Raw genomic sequence first — 15,645 nt, 5'->3', positions numbered from 1 at the left:
CATCTCTCAGCGCTGCAGCTGCTGCGCCCATTCGGCCAACAGCTCGGCTGCGGGGACCGCCCTGGCTCTGAGGTGGCCCGTGCCTGCCCACATCGACAGCCCCGACGGATCTCCCGCAGCAGCAGCCTTGGCCCGCATGGGTCCGGTGAGGTAGTGCACGTCCGGGTAGGCCAGCGGTGCCACGGCAGAGTTCTCCGAGATGAACTCGTTGACGAGTCCACGTGCTGGACGGCCGGAAAACGCGCGGGTCACCGCGGTGCGGGACGCCTTCCTCAGCTGCTCTCGGTGGACCGCCCTGGTACCGGCTTCCGGGGTATCGAGAAAGGCCGTGCCCAGCTGCGCCGCGTGCGCCAATCCTGAAGACAGCAGCGGTGCGATGTCGTGTCCGTCCATCAATCCACCCGCTGCAATACGTGGAAGGCTCGACGCCGCCCGCACGGCCTCGAGTACACCCGTCAACGGAACTTCTGGGGCCGAACCATCGAAACTTCCTCGATGGCCGCCACTTTCGGGGCCTTGCACCACGAGTGCGTCCACCCCGTTGGCTTGCGCCTCGTGTGCTTCCGACCCGCTCGTCACGGTGCACCAGACCTCGGACCCGACCTCGTGCAGCGCCGCGACCTCTGCGGCACTGAACGTGCCGAACGTGCTTGTCACGACGGGAACCGGGTGCTCGACGAGCCAGCTGAATTTGTCGGAATAGTAGTCGTCGCGCCGCGGCAACTCCCCCGGTTCGACGTCGTACCGCGCGAACCATGGCTCGAGATGCCGCGCATACGCAGCGACATCGGCGCCTGTCGGGTCGTCCGGGATGAACAAGTTGACACCGAAAACGATGCCTCGCATCGAAACAACCTGTGTGGCAAGCTTATCGACGTCGAGCAGGGCACCGCCGAGCATGCCCAGTCCGCCCGCGTTCGACACCGCTGACGCGAGTTCCACGGTCGAGGGCCCACCGGCCATCGGCGCACTGATCACTGGGACGCGAAGCCCGTCGAGGATGACCGTGGAGCGAATCACTTCTTCGGCTTGTCCGTCGACGACTCCGAAGACAACGCGGCAACGAAGGCTTCTTGCGGAACCTCGACCCGACCGATGGTTTTCATCCGCTTCTTGCCCTCCTTCTGCTTCTCGAGGAGTTTGCGCTTACGGCTGATGTCACCGCCATAACATTTGGCGAGCACGTCTTTGCGGATCGCGCGGATGTTCTCGCGAGCGATGATCCGGGACCCGATAGCAGCCTGAATGGGCACCTCGAACTGCTGGCGCGGAATCAACTCTTTGAGCTTGGTGGTCATCTTGTTTCCGTATGCGGCCGCGGCATCCTTGTGCACGATCGCGGAGAAGGCGTCGACTGCCTCACCCTGAAGGAGGATGTCCACCTTGACCAGAGCTGCGCTCTGCTCGCCGATCTCTTCGTAGTCGAGGCTCGCGTAGCCACGAGTACGCGACTTCAAGATGTCGAAGAAGTCGAAGATGATCTCCGCCATGGGAATCGTGTAGCGCAGTTCGACCCGCGTCTCCGACAGATAGTCCATTCCGCCCAGCTCGCCGCGCCTGCCCTGACAGAGCTCCATGATCGAACCGATGAACTCGCTCGGGGTGATGATGGTGCACTTCACCATCGGCTCGAAGACGTCGCGCACCTTGCCCTCGGGCCAGTACGACGGGTTGGTCACCACATGCTCGGCGTTGTCTTCCATCTCGACGCGATACACCACGTTCGGGGAGGTGGAAATCAAATCGAGGTTGAATTCTCGTTCCAGGCGCTCACGGGTGATCTCCATGTGCAGCAACCCGAGGAACCCGCAGCGGAAGCCGAATCCGAGCGCGACCGAGGTCTCGGGCTCGTAGGTGAGCGCAGCGTCGTTGAGTTGCAGCTTCTCGAGTGCGTCACGCAGATCCGGGTAGTCGGACCCGTCGAGTGGGTACAGGCCGGAGTACACCATCGGGCGGGGTTCGCGATACCCGATGAGGGGTTCCGTCGCACCCTTGCGCGCCGTGGTCACGGTATCGCCGACCTTCGACTGTCGAACGTCCTTGACGCCGGTGATCAGGTATCCGACCTCGCCGACGCCGAGCCCCTTGGTCGCTTTCGGATCGGGTGAAACGATCCCGACTTCGAGTAGTTCGTGAGTCGAGCCGGTCGACATCATCGTGACCTTCTCGCGCGGGTTGAGAGCCCCGTCGACCACTCGGACATAGGTGACGACGCCGCGGTAGGTGTCGTACACGGAATCGAAAATCATTGCCCGCGCGGGCCCGTCCGGGTTCCCGACTGGCGCGGGGACCAGCTTGACGACCTCGTTGAGCAATTCCTCGACGCCGACACCCGTCTTGCCCGAGACGCGAAGTACGTCTTCCGCTTCGCACCCGATGATGTGCGCGATCTCGGCGGCGTAGCGGTCGGGGTCCGCTGCGGGGAGGTCGATCTTGTTCAGAACCGGAATGATCGTCAGCTCTTTTTCGAGCGCGAGGTACAGGTTCGCGAGCGTCTGAGCTTCGATCCCCTGCGCGGCGTCGACCAGCAACACTGCACCCTCACAGGCCTCGAGGGCACGAGAGACCTCGTAGGTGAAGTCGACGTGACCGGGAGTGTCGATGAGGTGGAGTACGAACTCCTCGCCGTCGACCAGCCACGGAAGGCGAACGTTCTGAGCCTTGATCGTGATGCCGCGTTCACGCTCGATGTCCATACGATCGAGGTACTGAGCCCGCATGGATCGGTCATCGACGACGCCCGTGAGCTGCAACATCCGATCTGCCAGCGTCGACTTGCCATGGTCGATGTGGGCGATGATGCAGAAGTTCCTGATCCTGGACGGATCGGTGAACGTCGTGTCGGCGAAGCTGGGCACTTACGATCCTTTGGCCGGGGAGAAGAGCGAACGGACAGAGTCCATCTTCCCATGTCTCGCGCCCGAAGACTTCCCCGGCTGGCCGTTCGTGCGGAATGACTAGACTGTTCTCGCATGGCAGGGAACTGGAGCAAGTTCGGTAAGGAATTGAGCAGGATCGCGCGGCGCGAGGGTCCGAGACTGTTCCGTCAACTTCAGAGTTCGGGCGCCCTCCAGAAGGGCATCGATGCCTTGTCGAGTACAAGCTCCTCCGGCCCGACCGTCGATTCGGGGCGTCCGGTTGCCTCGCACACCGTCCCGACCGCACATCGCGCACGACGGGTCGAATACTCCCCCGATCTCGATGGGAAAGCCGATCCCGGTGAAATCGTGTGGACCTGGGTCACCTACGAAGAAGATGCGAATCAGGGCAAGGACCGACCCGTCCTCGTAGTCGGGCGCGACGGCGACGTCCTGCTCGGCTTGATGCTCTCGAGTCAGAGCAAGCGCGACGGTGAACGAGACTGGGTTGCCATCGGTTCGGGTTCCTGGGACAGCGAGGGACGTCCTAGTTGGATTCGACTCGATCGGGTGCTCGACGTCCCCGAGTCGGGGATCCGACGCGAAGGTGCAGTACTGAACAAGTCGAAGTTCGACATCGTGGCGTCGCGTTTGCGCAGTGACTTCAGCTGGTCCTGATTCAGGATTCGAGACGGTTGTACCGACCGAACACGCCGCGATAGATGAGGGCACCCAACGCTCCGCCTACCAGCGGAAATACGATGAAGAGCCAGACCTGAGAAAGCGCACCGGGTTGCCACGCCGCGACGGCGAGGCTCCGAGCGGGATTCACCGACGTGTTGTCGATGGGAATGGCAACGAGGTGAATGACGGTGAGTGTGAATCCGATCGATACCCCTGCCAGTGGCACGTCGGAGATCTGATCGGTCGATGCCAACACCACGAAGACGAGCAGCGCGGTCAGCAAGACCTCGATGACGATCGCGGCGCCGATGCCGTAACCGTTCTCCAGCACACCCCCGAGCGGGCCCTTGATGGCGGAGGGGCTGTGCGCGCCCCAACCATTTGCGCCGAGTCCATCCACTGTGCGGTCGTACGACGGGAGACTGTTCGCGACCGCGAACAGAGTTGCGCCTGCGATGAGTCCGCCTATCACTTGAGCGAGAACGTAGAGGCCCGCTTTGGCGATGGACAACCGCCCCAGTAACAACTGCCCCATGGTGACAGCGGGATTGACGTGGCAACCGGAGATCGGGCCGATCGCATAGACGAGAAACAGCAAGGTGAGCCCGAAAGCCAGTGCAACGCCGAGGTTTCCGACCTTGTCCCCCGCGAACACTGCAGTACCGACGGCGGTGAACACGAGCACGAAGGTGCCGATCGCCTCCGCGACATACTTTTTCGTGTCGGAGATTACTTCCGGTTCCGCATACTCCTGTGCTGTCGACATGTCCCCACCTTGCTGAGAAGGTATTCCCGGCCAAATCCTGTCGAGCAGTAGGTTACGCCACTCATGTGATCTCCACCACACGATCGGGAGGTGCGGAACCACACTTCCGATCGGCACTCCAGAGGGCGAGTTTTCCAGCCTCCACCCTCGGCATTCACACCGCGAGCGTCGCCGATTTCGGTTATGACTGCCAGTGCTGGTATTCTCGACCTTCGGCGCTGGGCTCAACAGCTCGGCAGCATACTTCGGGCATTTCAGCATGGATCGCCCTGACCGGAATACCGACGAAGACAGAAGGATTTACGCGTGGCAAACATCAAGTCCCAGAAGAAGCGGATTCTCACCAACGAGCGTCAGCGACTGCGCAACCAGTCGGTGAAGTCTTCGCTGCGGACGGTCATCCGTTCCTTCCGTGATGCCACTTCGACCGGCGACAAGGACAAGGCCTCGGCATTGCTCCTGACGGCAGCTCGCCAGCTCGACAAGGCAGCAAGCAAGGGCGTCATCCACAAGAACCAGGCAGCCAACAAGAAGTCGGCACTGGCTCTCGCGGTCAACAAGCTCTGATCTTCACGTAACGAAAGAACCCGCTCGGATCGCCGAGCGGGTTCTTTTGCGTGACCTACCGGCTGCCCAATTCCGCCACCACTGACACTGCATGCTCGACGGCGTAATCGAAGTCGGCAGCTTGCCCCTTCACGTCTGCATTCAACTGCGCGACGATCTGCAACGCTTCTGCGATCGATCGACCGTTCCACGTGCGGGCCTGACCTTGCGCCTTCTTGATCTTCCAGGGCGGCATGCCCAGCTCTCCCGCCATCCTGAACGGGTCTCCGCGTCCCGCCGACCCCACCAGCGCAATGGTGCGCACTGCATCTGCCAATGCATCGGCGAGAAGCACGTGCGGCACCCCCCGGTGTTGGGCCCATCGCAAGGCTTCCAATGCGCCGGGACGGTCCCCCGCTACTGCCTTGTCCGCAACGTCGAAGCCGGACACTTCTGCCTTGCCGGAGTAATACCGACGTACAGCGGCGACATCGACCTTGCCACCGGTGTCTGCAATCAACTGCGAACATGCCGCGGCTAGTTCGCGGAGCTCGGAACCGACCGACTCGACGATTGCGTCGACCACGTCACCACTGACCCGGACCTGTGCGGCGGTGAACTCGCGTTTGACGAAGTCCACCCGCTCGGATGTCTTGGTCAGCTTCACGCACTCGTGGGTGACGGCGCCACTCTTCTGCAGCGATCCGACCAGAGCCTTTGCGCGGCCACCGCCGGAGTGCATGACGATCAGCACCGCGCCGGCCGGCGGATCTGCCGCCGCATCGACCACGATGGCCATTGCGTCCTTGCCTGCTTCGGCGGCGGCCTCGAGAACCACGACCCGATCCTCGGCGAAGAGCGACGGGCTCAGCAGCTCGGCCAATTCCGGGGCGCTGGCGTCACCGGCACGAAGCTTCGTCACGGGAAGATCTTCACCGGGTTGTTGAGTCGATCTGATCTGCCCGACGATCGACGCCACTGCGCGGTCCATCAGCAACTCCTCGTCGCCGAGGACGAGATGGAGGGCTGCAGGTGGGGTATTCGCATTCACATGTGCGATCGTGCCATGCCGGTCCGACCTTTTCCGAACTCCATGCAGCTCTCACAACCGAAGTCCCGTGAGCCAGAACAACACGAGGACTACGCAGAGACCACCGAGTATCCAGCGGGCCGGCCGAAAGCGCAGTGCGAGTATCAGGACGGCGAGCGCACCCACCACTGCAGCGGCACCGGGAACGCCACTGGTGATCTCGAACCCGGCCCCGGGTACCGACGCGGCCCACTGCGCCACGGAGATCAACCACCACAGTGGCGCGGATGCCACCAGCACGACCAGCGATGCGGCACCGGTGGCGAAGGTCGCTACGACCGCCACGATCGCGCCGATCACCGTGATGGGTGCCACGAGTGGAGCCACGGCTACGTTCGCCACCACACCGACCGCTGAGAACGTGCCCGACATCCCTGCCACCACTGGCGCAGTCACCGCGTGGGCGGCTGCTGCCACCGCCAGGATCTCGGCGCTCGCTCTCCCCCACCCATGTCTGCGTAGCCAGTCCACCCACACCGGCGCCAAGACGACCAAACCAGCCGTCGCCGATACCGACAGCGCGAACCCGAAGTCCACGGCAAGTTCCGGCCACCAGGCGATCAGGCCGAGTACCGCCGAACACAGAGCTGGAACCGCTTGACGCCTGCGCCCGGTGACGAGCGCGAGCAGTCCGATGCTTCCCATCACTGCCGCCCGCAGCACGCTCGGAGACGGACGCGCGATCACCACGAAGATCAGCAGAACGAGACCGCACACCGAAGCCGTTGTGCGCGGGCCCGTTCCGATTCCTCGGGCGAGCAGAAGGACAGCACCGAGCAGGATCGAGAAGTTCGCACCGGAGACCGCTGTCAGATGAGTCAGACCAGCGGCCCGGAAATTGTTTGCTATCTCCTCCGGTAACGCGGACACGTCGCCGACCACCAGTCCCGGCAAGAGACCGCCCCGGTCCGGCGGCAACGACGTCGAAGCGACGAGGGCGAGATTCGATCGGACGTGCCGAGCGGCTGCCGCGAGGAGTCCAGGTTCGGAGACCGAGGTCGGCGGGCCGGCGACTCGCACCACGGCCACGGTGAGGTCCGCACGGTCCGGTACGGACAGCTGCCCGCGGAGCGTCACCTCCTGGCCTGGTACCAGGTCTTCCCAACCGTCGGCAGGTGCGATGACCAGTACACGTCCACCGACGCGGTGCGGTGTTCCGGCAATATCCATTTGCGTCAGCTCGGCTCGGACCGTCACGGTCTCGGGCCCAGCGGACCTCGACGACCGCGGATCTTCACGCACGGTCACGGCTGCGCTGACCCAGGCCTGCAGTTCTGCGGCTCGGCCGACCGGGCTTGTCTCGAATACTCCGACGTGTATCGCGGCCGCTGCGGCGAAGCACGCTCCCAGAACGAGCATCGCCACCACGCCTGGCACCACGCGCCGAACCGAGCCGGACTGTTCCGAAACAACTGCAGCACCGGCCACACCGATCACAGCAGCGGCAACACCGAGCGCAACGGCAAGAATCGTCACCGCTGCGGATCCGGCCAACACGCCGAACACCATCGCAGCCCAACACAGCAGAGTCGACGGGACCAGCCGAAAATCATAGGGACGGATCTCCGGTTCGGTCACACGAACACCTGGCTCCGGAGCTTCTCGAGACGAACGGGGCCGATGCCGTCGACTTCACCTAGTTGAGCGACATCGGTGAACGGACCGTTCACCTCACGCCACGAGACGATGTTCGCAGCGGTCACCGGGCCTACTCCCGAGAGGGCATCCAGCTCGGCGACCGTCGCGGTGTTCAGATTCACCGTGCCGCCACTGGAGCTGCCGGACACCGACGCTCCGGTCGACCCGGATTTGTCCGCTGTACTCGAACTCGCTTGGGCGCCTGATGTTCCCGAAGCCCCCGATACCGTTCCGCTCACCAGAGGCCGCGGATCGTGCGGGATGGCCCCGACTACGATTTGATCGCCGTCGCTGACCTTCGCCGCCAGGTTCAGTGCCAAAACGTCCGCACCGTCGAGCGGACGTGCCGCGGCCAACGCGTCCGCCACCCGTGAGCCGAGCGGCAGATGAATCAGACCCGAAGACGACACGAGGCCGACGACACTGACTACGACGTCTGCTGCAGGAACCGGCTCCGGTCCTTCGGTGGGGCGACCGGACTTCGGCGGTGTCGCAGCAGCCCCCGACTCGGGTGTTACCACCGGAAGCGGCGGTACCGGAACGACTTCCGAAGAATTACGAAAAAATCCGTAGCCGGCCACGAGGACGACGAGGAGGCCGACGCCGCACAATGCGAACATGCCTTTTCGTCCCGGATCGAACCGGGCACCTCGCCAACGCTCCGGAAGGTACGGCGAGAGTGCCGTCGTGCGGCCTTCTTCTACGTCGAGCCAATTGTCTTGTGCCGGAGCATCATCGATACTTTCACCCGAACCGGTCAGTGATCGCAGTCGCTCTTCGGGTCTCGCCATGTCACGGACACTAACGATGGCGGCATCAGGTCGGCACAGAATTGCGTGGTCACCGATTGCCCTGTGGAACAAGGCCTCGCCTGTGGACAACACCCCTCGCACAACCGAAACTCTCGTGCGAGAGGACGGTGGTCACGCCTGGGGACACACGGCGACGCCCACTGCGCCTGGACCCACATGAGCCCCGACAACAGCACCGAACGGCAGCGTTTCGAGCGTGACGATCTGCGGGATTCGGTCGGCGAGCATCGAAGCGACAGTCGCTGCGCGGGCTTCGCACTGCATGTGATGAACGGTGAGCGCAACCCCCGATTCACCCGATACCGCGGCAACCGCCTCGACGAGCTTGCCGAGTGCCTTCGTCGAGGTCCGAGTTTTCTCTTTCAGCACGAGCTTTCCGTCGGCGAGGTGGAGCACAGGCTTCATGGCAAGCGCCGTCCCCAACAATGCTGCCGCCGCACCGATCCGCCCGCCGCGGCGTAGATGATCGAGTCGATCGACCACGATGAAGCATCGCGTCCGGGCCGACACCGCCACGGCTTCGGCAAAGACCGAATCGAGAGTCCCGCCGCCGGCAGCAACACGCGCCGCCGAAAGTGCGGCGTAGCCGACTCCCATGGCCGCAGCAGCCGAATCCACAACGCGGACGCGATCACCCAGCTGGGCGGCCGCTTGCCGCGCCCCATCCCAGGTGCTCGACAGTCCACGGGAGATATGGACGGCCACCACTCCTGCACCGTCACTTCGCTCGAGTGCCGCGCCGTAGATATCGACCAGCTCGCCCGGCGAGCTGCCCGCCGTGGTCACCGGTCCGTCGGCGACAAAGTCCTCGGGGATGTCGTCGATACCTTCGCGGAGATCGACGCCGCCGACGAAGACGTGCAGTGGTGCGATCGCGATTCCGGCACTGCGCGCAACACCAGGTTCTAGGCACGCCGAAGAATCGGTAACCACCGCGATGGTCATGGCGCGGTTCCCTGTGTTTTGCGGAGTTCGACCAGCATCGCTTCGGCGACGGCGACGTGTGCGTCCCAGCCCCAGTGGATCCCGTCCGGGTTGGCGTTGTCGGAGTAGATGTTCTCGCGGACTGCTTCTGCAAGGTCGACCAAGGGGACGCCCGTGCTCTCACTCCAGGTGCGTAGTGCGCGCTCGGCTGCCGGTCGACCGGCATGGACCTTGCCGTACGCGTCACTGCGATGCACGGAGGGCAGTGTGCCGATGACGGGAAGCTCAGGCCGAACGTATGCCAAAGCCGCGCGCGCCTGTTCGAGATAATCGACACTCAGTTTCGGTGGCAACGCTACCGGCCAACGCAGATGAGCGAATCTCGGTTGTACCCACTGATATCCCGCTCGAACGACTCTCCGCAACGCAGGCGGGCGGACGTACCGAATCTGTTCGCGTAGAGCCGTCGGCAACGGTGACGGCAAAGAGTCCATTCCGCCGACACCGAAAACGACTGCACCCGCTTTCGGGATGGCAGCCCATACCCGCGGATCCTGTGTCAGAGCCCACCACACGTCACGACTGGTCCAGCCGATGCGGGCAACCAACTCGACCCGCCATCCGAGCTCGGCCGCGACGAGGTTCGGCCAAATCCTCGGATCATCTACCGGCAGGCCGCCTTTGGGGCCGTAGTAGCTGAGCGAATCGGCGAGCACCAGCAATACCGGCGGAGCATTGTTCTCGGCCGCAGGCGGGGCGTAATCGTCAGAGGATGTCACTGGCCACTCTCGCCGATGCGTTCCAGACATCCAGGCGCCAACCGAGGGCTTCGCCCTCTCCGTGACTGCTCAGCTGTACCCAACTCGTATTGGACAGACCGCCGAGAACCGGCCATCGATCGACTGGAAGGTCGAGCAGCGACGCGGTGAGAGCGGCGATCAATCCACCGTGCGCGACGAGCACGATCGGACGATCGGAGCTGTCGGCCCCCCATTCCGGTAGCTGCGCCAGAAGCTCTTCGACGACGGGCACACTTCGGCGAGCCACATCGATACGGCTTTCACCCCCAGGCGGTGTGATCGAGGCGTCGGCGCGCCACTTCAGACGCGCTCCCGGTGCTTGCGCGTCGACATCGAGATGCGTGAGCCCCTGCCACTGACCCAGGTGCGTCTCACGCAGTCTCGCGTCGGTCGAGACCGGCAGGCCCGACGCTTCCCCGAGTGCGACGGCGGTGTCGAACGCGCGAGCAAGGTCCGAGGAGACCACGCGCAGCGGCGAACGCAGTGTCAGTTCCGCTGCCGCAGTTTTGGCCTGTGTACGCCCCAGCTCGGACAGATCGGTATCGAGCTGGCCCTGCATCCGGCTCGTCGCGTTGTATTCCGTCTGACCGTGTCGCAGCAGGATCAAATGCCGCTTGACGGCAGCGCTCACTGCTCCGTTTCCGGTTCCGCGCGCTCGCCGAGCCCTGGAACCTCGACGGTCGGGCAGTCCTTCCACAAACGCTCGAGGGCGTAGAAGTTGCGCTCGTCCTCGTGCTGGACATGGACGACGACGTCCACGTAGTCGAGCAGCGCCCATCGACCCTCACGGGTGCCTTCCTTGCGCACCGGCTTGAAACCGGATTCACGCAGGGTGTCTTCGATGCTCTCCACGATCGCGTTGACCTGTCGCTCGTTCGATGCCGAGGCGATCACGAAGCAATCGGTGATGAACAATTGATCCGACACGTCCAACACAACCACGTTCGTTGCGAGCTTGTCGTCGGCTGCGAGTGCCGCAATTCGCGCCATTGCGACGGCCTCGTTTGTTGCAGTCACTTGACTTCTCTCCCACTGTTCAGGCTCGAGTCCTCGGTCACTGCGCTGGTGACGGACTCGGCCGGTTGCTGTTTTTGTGGCGCAGGCTCCGACATGGTGACGGAGCCGTCGAGACGCTGTGCGCCCCTGGGTCGGTATAGATTTCTCTTCGAGATGTACTGCACCACGCCGTCGGGTACGAGGTACCAGACCGGGCGATTCTCGCTCGCCCGGAGCCTGCATTCGGTAGAGGAGATTGCCAGTGCAGGGATCTCGATGAGCGTAAGCGCGTCCGGAGACAAGTCTTGCAGGTGATCCGCCAGGTGCTCGACACCCAATTCGAACCCTGGTCGCGATACGCCGACGAATTTCGCCAGTTCGAAGAGTTCCTCCCAGTTCTGCCAGGTGAGGATACTCTCCAGCGCGTCGGCTCCGGTGATGAAGTAAAGCTCCGCAGTGGGATGCTGCGCGCGAAGGTCACGCAGGGTGTCGACGGTGTAGGTCAGCTTCTCGCGATCGACATCGACTCGGCTGACCGAGAACCGCGGGTTGGAGGCGGTAGCGATCACTGTCATCAGGTACCGGTCCTCGGCCGGGCTGACAGGCTTGCCTTCTTTCTGCCACGGCACACCGGTCGGAACGAAGATGACCTCGTCGAGATCGAACGTATTGGCAACTTCGCTCGCCGCCACGAGGTGCCCATGGTGGATCGGATCGAAGGTTCCACCCATCACGCCCAGCTTTCGGCGCGTTGCCGATTCGGTGGCTACGGCCGGAGATGGTTGCTGCACGATTGTCGAGCTTACTTCGCCCCGGCAATGTGTCGTAGGCCAGACACCGTCCGGAGGCCCCGGTGGGGTCGAAAATCACACCGGCAGCAGTCTCGACACGATGTCGGCCAGCTGCTGTGCCGAGCGGCACTCGTACATGTTGATGACCTCGCGATAGACATCGGCGGCAGAATCGCCGGACCCCCATTGTCCGATCGGCTCCGGGTTGAGCCAATAGGCATGCTTGGCGACCGACACCGTGTGTGCCAGGGCGGCGACCTTCGGATCACGGTAGTTCGTCCGGGCATCACCGAGTATCAGCACCGAGGTTCTGGAGGTGACGGATTGGGCGAATCTGTCGTCGAAGGTCTGGAACGCATTTCCGTAGTCCGAGTGCCCGTCGAAGGTGATCAGATCGGACTCGCGAATGATCCTCGACATCGCAGCGCCCAGATCGGCATTGGAATCGAAGAACTGCGTCACCTCGTCGGTCGAATCGATGAAAGCGAAGATGCGGACCTTCGAAAACTGCTCACGGAGAGCATGCACCAACAGCAACGTGAAATGGCTGAAGCCGGCAACCGAGCCCGACACGTCGCACATCACCACCAGTTCGGGCCTTGCCCGACGGGGCTTGCGCTGCACGAGATCGATCGGTACGCCGCCGGTGGACATGGATTTGCGCAGGGTCCGACGCAGGTCGATCGAGCCGGCGCGGCTTCGGCTCCGTCGCGCAGCTAGCCTGCTGGCCAAAAGCCTGGCAAGCGGTGTGACGCTGCGTTTCAGTGCCACCATTTCGGTGTCGGACGCACGAAGAAAGTCGACTTCCTCAGCCAACTTGGGAACGCCGTAACTTGCCACTCGCTCACGTCCGAGTTGCTCCGCTGCGCGACGCCGGGTCTCGATGTCGATCATCTTGCGAAGGTCGGCGATACGCGCTGCAGCGGTGCGCTTGGCGACCTCGTCCTCGTACGGCGACGAGGACCGGTCCGAACCGGTCTCCGCGTTACCGAGAAGACCCTCGAGAATTTTGCTCAGCAACGTATCGGGTGCGACGTCGCGTAGCGCCTGATACGCAGAGAACGACGGACCGTTGGTCGAGGTGTACTGCCCGAGCTCCTCGACCATCTGTGCGGCGAGCATTTCGGTGAGGCTCACCGCCTCCGGGCTGCCGTCGACGAGCAGCTCGGTGATGAGTTCGCGAAGCGCAGTGATGTCGACTTCGCCGTCGGCCGTGCGCGGAAGGGCAGTGTCGATCTTCCCTGAGTCCCGCTGCCCGGACGCCGCTGGAAACCACAGATCGAAGAGAGCGTCGAACGTGTCACGATGCGTCGGCCGACGAAGGAGCGAGCATGCAAGACCCTCGCGAAGCGCTTCGCGATCGAGCATATCGAGCACCGAGAGCACTCGACCTGCGTCGATGGTTTCGGACGGCCCGACCGCGATCCCGCGTTTACGCAACGCGGTGACGAAATCCACGAGGTGACCGGGCAGACCGTGAGGAGGTGACTGCATGTCAGTTCAGCCGAAGCTCGGCCGCAGCTTTGATCTGGTCGGATTGGTGTTTGAGGACGACGCCGAGGGTCGCTCGGACCGCGTCGTCGTCCAGGGTGTCCATGCCGAGGGCGAGGACAGTGCGACCCCAATCGATGGTTTCTGCCACCGATGGGAGCTTTTTGAGTTGCATCGCACGCAACACTCCGATTGTGCGCACCATCTGTTCGGCAATCGCTTCCGGAAGTTCCGGCACCCGACTGGCGAGGATCCGCAGTTCCAGATCGGCGTCGGGGAAGTCGAGATGCAGGTACAGGCAGCGCCGTTTGAGCGCCTCCGACAACTCACGCGTTGCGTTCGATGTCAGGATGACGAACGGCTTCCTCGTTGCGGTGATGGTCCCCAGTTCGGGAATGGTCACAGCGAAATCACTGAGTACCTCGAGCAGCAAACCCTCGATCTCGACGTCCGCCTTGTCCGTCTCGTCGATGAGCAGAACAGTCGGATCCTCGCGTCGAATGGCCTGCAGCAATGGCCGAGCCAGCAGGAACTCTTCGGAAAATACGTCCAGCTTCGTCTCGTCCCAATCCTGATGGCCGGCCGAGCTCGACTGGATGCGCAATATCTGCTTGGCGTGATTCCACTCGTACAGTGCTCGTGCCTCGTCGACGCCTTCGTAGCACTGCAGTCGAATCAGTTCCGCGCCCGTCGACTGAGCGACGGCACGGGCAAGTTCGGTCTTACCGACCCCTGCCGGGCCTTCGATCAGAAGCGGCTTGTCCAGCCTATCGGCAAGGAACACCGATGTTGCTGTGGCTTTGTTCGCCAGGTAGCCGGTCTCGCCGAGCCGGGCGACGACGTCGTCGACGCTTGCGAACAGCGGCGGCGACGTCGGTAGTGCTCGATCCACGTCTGCTCCTTCTACTTTTTCTCAGACCGCGCGGGTGTGTCCTTCGCCCCAGACGGTCCATTTGGTGGAGGTAAGTTCCGGCAGGCCCATGGGCCCGCGAGCGTGCAGTTTCTGCGTCGAGATACCGATTTCTGCGCCGAACCCGAACTGCTCTCCGTCGGTGAATGCTGTCGATGCGTTGACCATCACGGCCGCGGCGTCGACCCGGGTGGTGAACTCTCGGGCTGCGCTGAGGTCTGCGGTCACGATTGCTTCGGTGTGTCCGGTGCCGTACTCGTCGATGTGCGCGATGGCCTCGTCGATACCGTCGACGACCTTGAGGGCGACGTCGAGGGACAGATACTCCTCGGCCCAGTCCTGTTCGGTGGCGGGCACGAGTCCGGGTAGGTCGCCGTGCACGACGACGCTATGGCTCTGGAAAGCCTGTAGGAGCTGAGGGACGGCGGTCTCGGCAATTGCCGCATCGACCAGGATGGTCTCTGCTGTATTGCAGACGCTGACGCGTCGAGTTTTCGAATTGAGAACGATCTTCTCGGCCATGAGAAGGTCGGCGGCGGAGTGGATGTAGATGTGGCAGTTACCCACTCCGGTCTCGATCGTCGGCACCGTCGCATCTCGCACGACAGCCGAGATCAGACCAGCGCCGCCGCGTGGGATCACGACGTCGACCAGCCCTCGTGCCTGGATCAGATGCGTGACGGAGGACCGATCCGCGCTGGGAAGCAGTTGCACTGCGTCGATAGGAAGTCCGCTTGCTACCAGCGAACTCTGTAACACCTGGACCAGTGCGGCATTGGAACGGGCGGCGGACGAAGATCCCCGCAGCAGCGCCGCATTTCCTGATTTGAAGGCAAGTCCGAACGCATCGACCGTGACGTTGGGTCGGGCCTCGTAGACCATGCCGACGACTCCGAGGGGCACCCGTACCTGGCGAATCTCGAGCCCGTTGGGCAAAGTCGACCCGCGTACGACGCCGCCGATAGGATCCGGCAGCCCTGCGACCTTCCGCAGGCCTGCCGCGATGCCGTCGATACGTGAACCGGTGAGTCGAAGTCGGTCGAGCAGCCCTTCGTCGGTCCCGGCGGCGCGCGCGGCGTCGACATCGGCAGTATTCGCGGCCAGCACCTCGGGGACTGCCGCCAGCAGGGCATCCGCTGCTGCATGCAGCGCAGCGTCCTTGGCTGCGGTCGTCATCAGCGCCAATGTCCTCGATGCCACGCGTGCGCGTCGGGCGGCGGCGTGGACCTGCTCACGCGTGTCGAGTTCATCGATGGTCGCGTTCGCCGAAACAGGTGTGACCGTCATGCCCTACACAGTAGCCAGCGACTTCTTCCAGCAAGATGCGGTGCCCGGAGAA

Annotated in this window: 16 protein-coding genes; 2 read left to right on the top strand and 14 right to left on the bottom strand. The window is 63.4% G+C overall.

Annotated features, from left to right (window positions below; translation table 11 throughout):
• Positions 1-6: 6 nt before the first annotated feature.
• Positions 7-1,020: a nitronate monooxygenase gene (locus ABIB36_RS13680; RefSeq protein ID WP_256895224.1), complete on the bottom strand. Its 1,014-nt coding sequence runs from the start codon at positions 1,018-1,020 to the stop codon at positions 7-9.
• A complete protein-coding gene (gene lepA / locus ABIB36_RS13675; protein WP_354561828.1) occupies positions 1,017-2,858 on the bottom strand; it encodes a translation elongation factor 4 in 1,842 nt (613 codons plus the stop codon). The genes ABIB36_RS13680 and lepA overlap by 4 nt, the downstream gene beginning before the upstream one ends.
• Positions 2,859-2,972: 114 nt before the next feature.
• On the opposite strand from lepA, the gene ABIB36_RS13670 reads away from it, so the two are divergent.
• Positions 2,973-3,536: a type II toxin-antitoxin system PemK/MazF family toxin gene (locus tag ABIB36_RS13670; protein ID WP_084344724.1), complete on the top strand. Its 564-nt coding sequence runs from the start codon at positions 2,973-2,975 to the stop codon at positions 3,534-3,536.
• Between the two features lies 1 nt (position 3,537).
• Here ABIB36_RS13670 and ABIB36_RS13665 read toward each other — a convergent pair whose 3' ends face one another.
• Positions 3,538-4,308, bottom strand: a complete 771-nt coding sequence (locus tag ABIB36_RS13665) for an aquaporin (RefSeq protein ID WP_084344856.1) — start codon at positions 4,306-4,308, stop codon at positions 3,538-3,540.
• A 306-nt stretch (positions 4,309-4,614) separates the two neighbouring features.
• Here ABIB36_RS13665 and rpsT point away from each other — a divergent pair, with 306 nt between their 5' ends.
• On the top strand, positions 4,615-4,875 hold the full coding sequence (gene rpsT / locus ABIB36_RS13660) for a 30S ribosomal protein S20 (protein ID WP_084344722.1): 261 nt from the start codon (positions 4,615-4,617) through the stop codon (positions 4,873-4,875).
• 55 nt (positions 4,876-4,930) lie between these two features.
• On the opposite strand, the gene holA is transcribed toward rpsT, so the two are convergent.
• From holA to ABIB36_RS13605, 11 genes are all read right to left on the bottom strand, one after another.
• Positions 4,931-5,905 (bottom strand): DNA polymerase III subunit delta, encoded by a 975-nt coding sequence (holA, locus tag ABIB36_RS13655; RefSeq protein WP_084344720.1) that lies wholly within the window; start codon positions 5,903-5,905, stop codon positions 4,931-4,933.
• A 51-nt stretch (positions 5,906-5,956) separates the two neighbouring features.
• Complete coding sequence (locus tag ABIB36_RS13650) at positions 5,957-7,522, bottom strand: ComEC/Rec2 family competence protein (RefSeq protein ID WP_256895220.1); 1,566 nt, start codon at positions 7,520-7,522, stop codon at positions 5,957-5,959.
• Positions 7,519-8,373: a ComEA family DNA-binding protein gene (locus ABIB36_RS13645; protein WP_354561823.1), complete on the bottom strand. Its 855-nt coding sequence runs from the start codon at positions 8,371-8,373 to the stop codon at positions 7,519-7,521. Before ABIB36_RS13645 ends, ABIB36_RS13650 begins: the two co-directional genes overlap by 4 nt.
• A 132-nt stretch (positions 8,374-8,505) precedes the next feature.
• Complete coding sequence (locus ABIB36_RS13640) at positions 8,506-9,339, bottom strand: DegV family protein (RefSeq protein ID WP_084344716.1); 834 nt, start codon at positions 9,337-9,339, stop codon at positions 8,506-8,508.
• Entirely contained in the window at positions 9,336-10,097 is a 762-nt protein-coding gene (gene octT / locus ABIB36_RS13635) for a diglucosylglycerate octanoyltransferase (protein WP_084344714.1), read from the bottom strand. Before octT ends, ABIB36_RS13640 begins: the two co-directional genes overlap by 4 nt.
• Entirely contained in the window at positions 10,084-10,749 is a 666-nt protein-coding gene (locus ABIB36_RS13630) for a histidine phosphatase family protein (protein ID WP_084344712.1), read from the bottom strand. The genes octT and ABIB36_RS13630 overlap by 14 nt, the downstream gene beginning before the upstream one ends.
• Positions 10,746-11,135 (bottom strand): ribosome silencing factor, encoded by a 390-nt coding sequence (rsfS, locus tag ABIB36_RS13625; RefSeq protein ID WP_084344710.1) that lies wholly within the window; start codon positions 11,133-11,135, stop codon positions 10,746-10,748. The genes ABIB36_RS13630 and rsfS overlap by 4 nt, the downstream gene beginning before the upstream one ends.
• The gene (gene nadD, locus ABIB36_RS13620) at positions 11,132-11,905 is read right to left on the bottom strand and encodes a nicotinate-nucleotide adenylyltransferase (protein ID WP_256895218.1); all 774 of its coding nucleotides are present in this window, start codon (positions 11,903-11,905) and stop codon (positions 11,132-11,134) included. Before nadD ends, rsfS begins: the two co-directional genes overlap by 4 nt.
• A gap of 75 nt (positions 11,906-11,980) precedes the next feature.
• The gene (locus tag ABIB36_RS13615; RefSeq protein ID WP_084344706.1) at positions 11,981-13,399 is read right to left on the bottom strand and encodes a vWA domain-containing protein; all 1,419 of its coding nucleotides are present in this window, start codon (positions 13,397-13,399) and stop codon (positions 11,981-11,983) included.
• A 1-nt stretch (position 13,400) separates the two neighbouring features.
• A complete protein-coding gene (locus tag ABIB36_RS13610; RefSeq protein ID WP_084344704.1) occupies positions 13,401-14,288 on the bottom strand; it encodes an AAA family ATPase in 888 nt (295 codons plus the stop codon).
• A gap of 21 nt (positions 14,289-14,309) precedes the next feature.
• Positions 14,310-15,593 (bottom strand): glutamate-5-semialdehyde dehydrogenase, encoded by a 1,284-nt coding sequence (locus ABIB36_RS13605; protein ID WP_354561816.1) that lies wholly within the window; start codon positions 15,591-15,593, stop codon positions 14,310-14,312.
• Between the last annotated feature and the right edge of the window lie 52 nt (positions 15,594-15,645).

This window comes from Rhodococcus sp. UYP9 (genome assembly GCF_040547235.1).
GTDB lineage: Bacteria > Actinomycetota > Actinomycetes > Mycobacteriales > Mycobacteriaceae > Rhodococcoides.
This window is presented reverse-complemented; position numbering and strand designations above follow the sequence as displayed.

Excerpts from the sequence above, each read along its gene's own strand:
- ABIB36_RS13670 (WP_084344724.1), top strand. The coding sequence starts at position 2,973 with ATGGCAGGGAACTGGAGCAAGTTCGGTAAGGAATTGAGCAGGATCGCG.
- ABIB36_RS13665 (WP_084344856.1), bottom strand. The coding sequence starts at position 4,308 with ATGTCGACAGCACAGGAGTATGCGGAACCGGAAGTAATCTCCGACACG.
- ABIB36_RS13645 (WP_354561823.1), bottom strand. The coding sequence starts at position 8,373 with ATGGCGAGACCCGAAGAGCGACTGCGATCACTGACCGGTTCGGGTGAA.
- ABIB36_RS13640 (WP_084344716.1), bottom strand. The coding sequence starts at position 9,339 with ATGACCATCGCGGTGGTTACCGATTCTTCGGCGTGCCTAGAACCTGGT.
- ABIB36_RS13615 (WP_084344706.1), bottom strand. The coding sequence starts at position 13,399 with ATGCAGTCACCTCCTCACGGTCTGCCCGGTCACCTCGTGGATTTCGTC.
- ABIB36_RS13605 (WP_354561816.1), bottom strand. The coding sequence starts at position 15,593 with ATGACGGTCACACCTGTTTCGGCGAACGCGACCATCGATGAACTCGAC.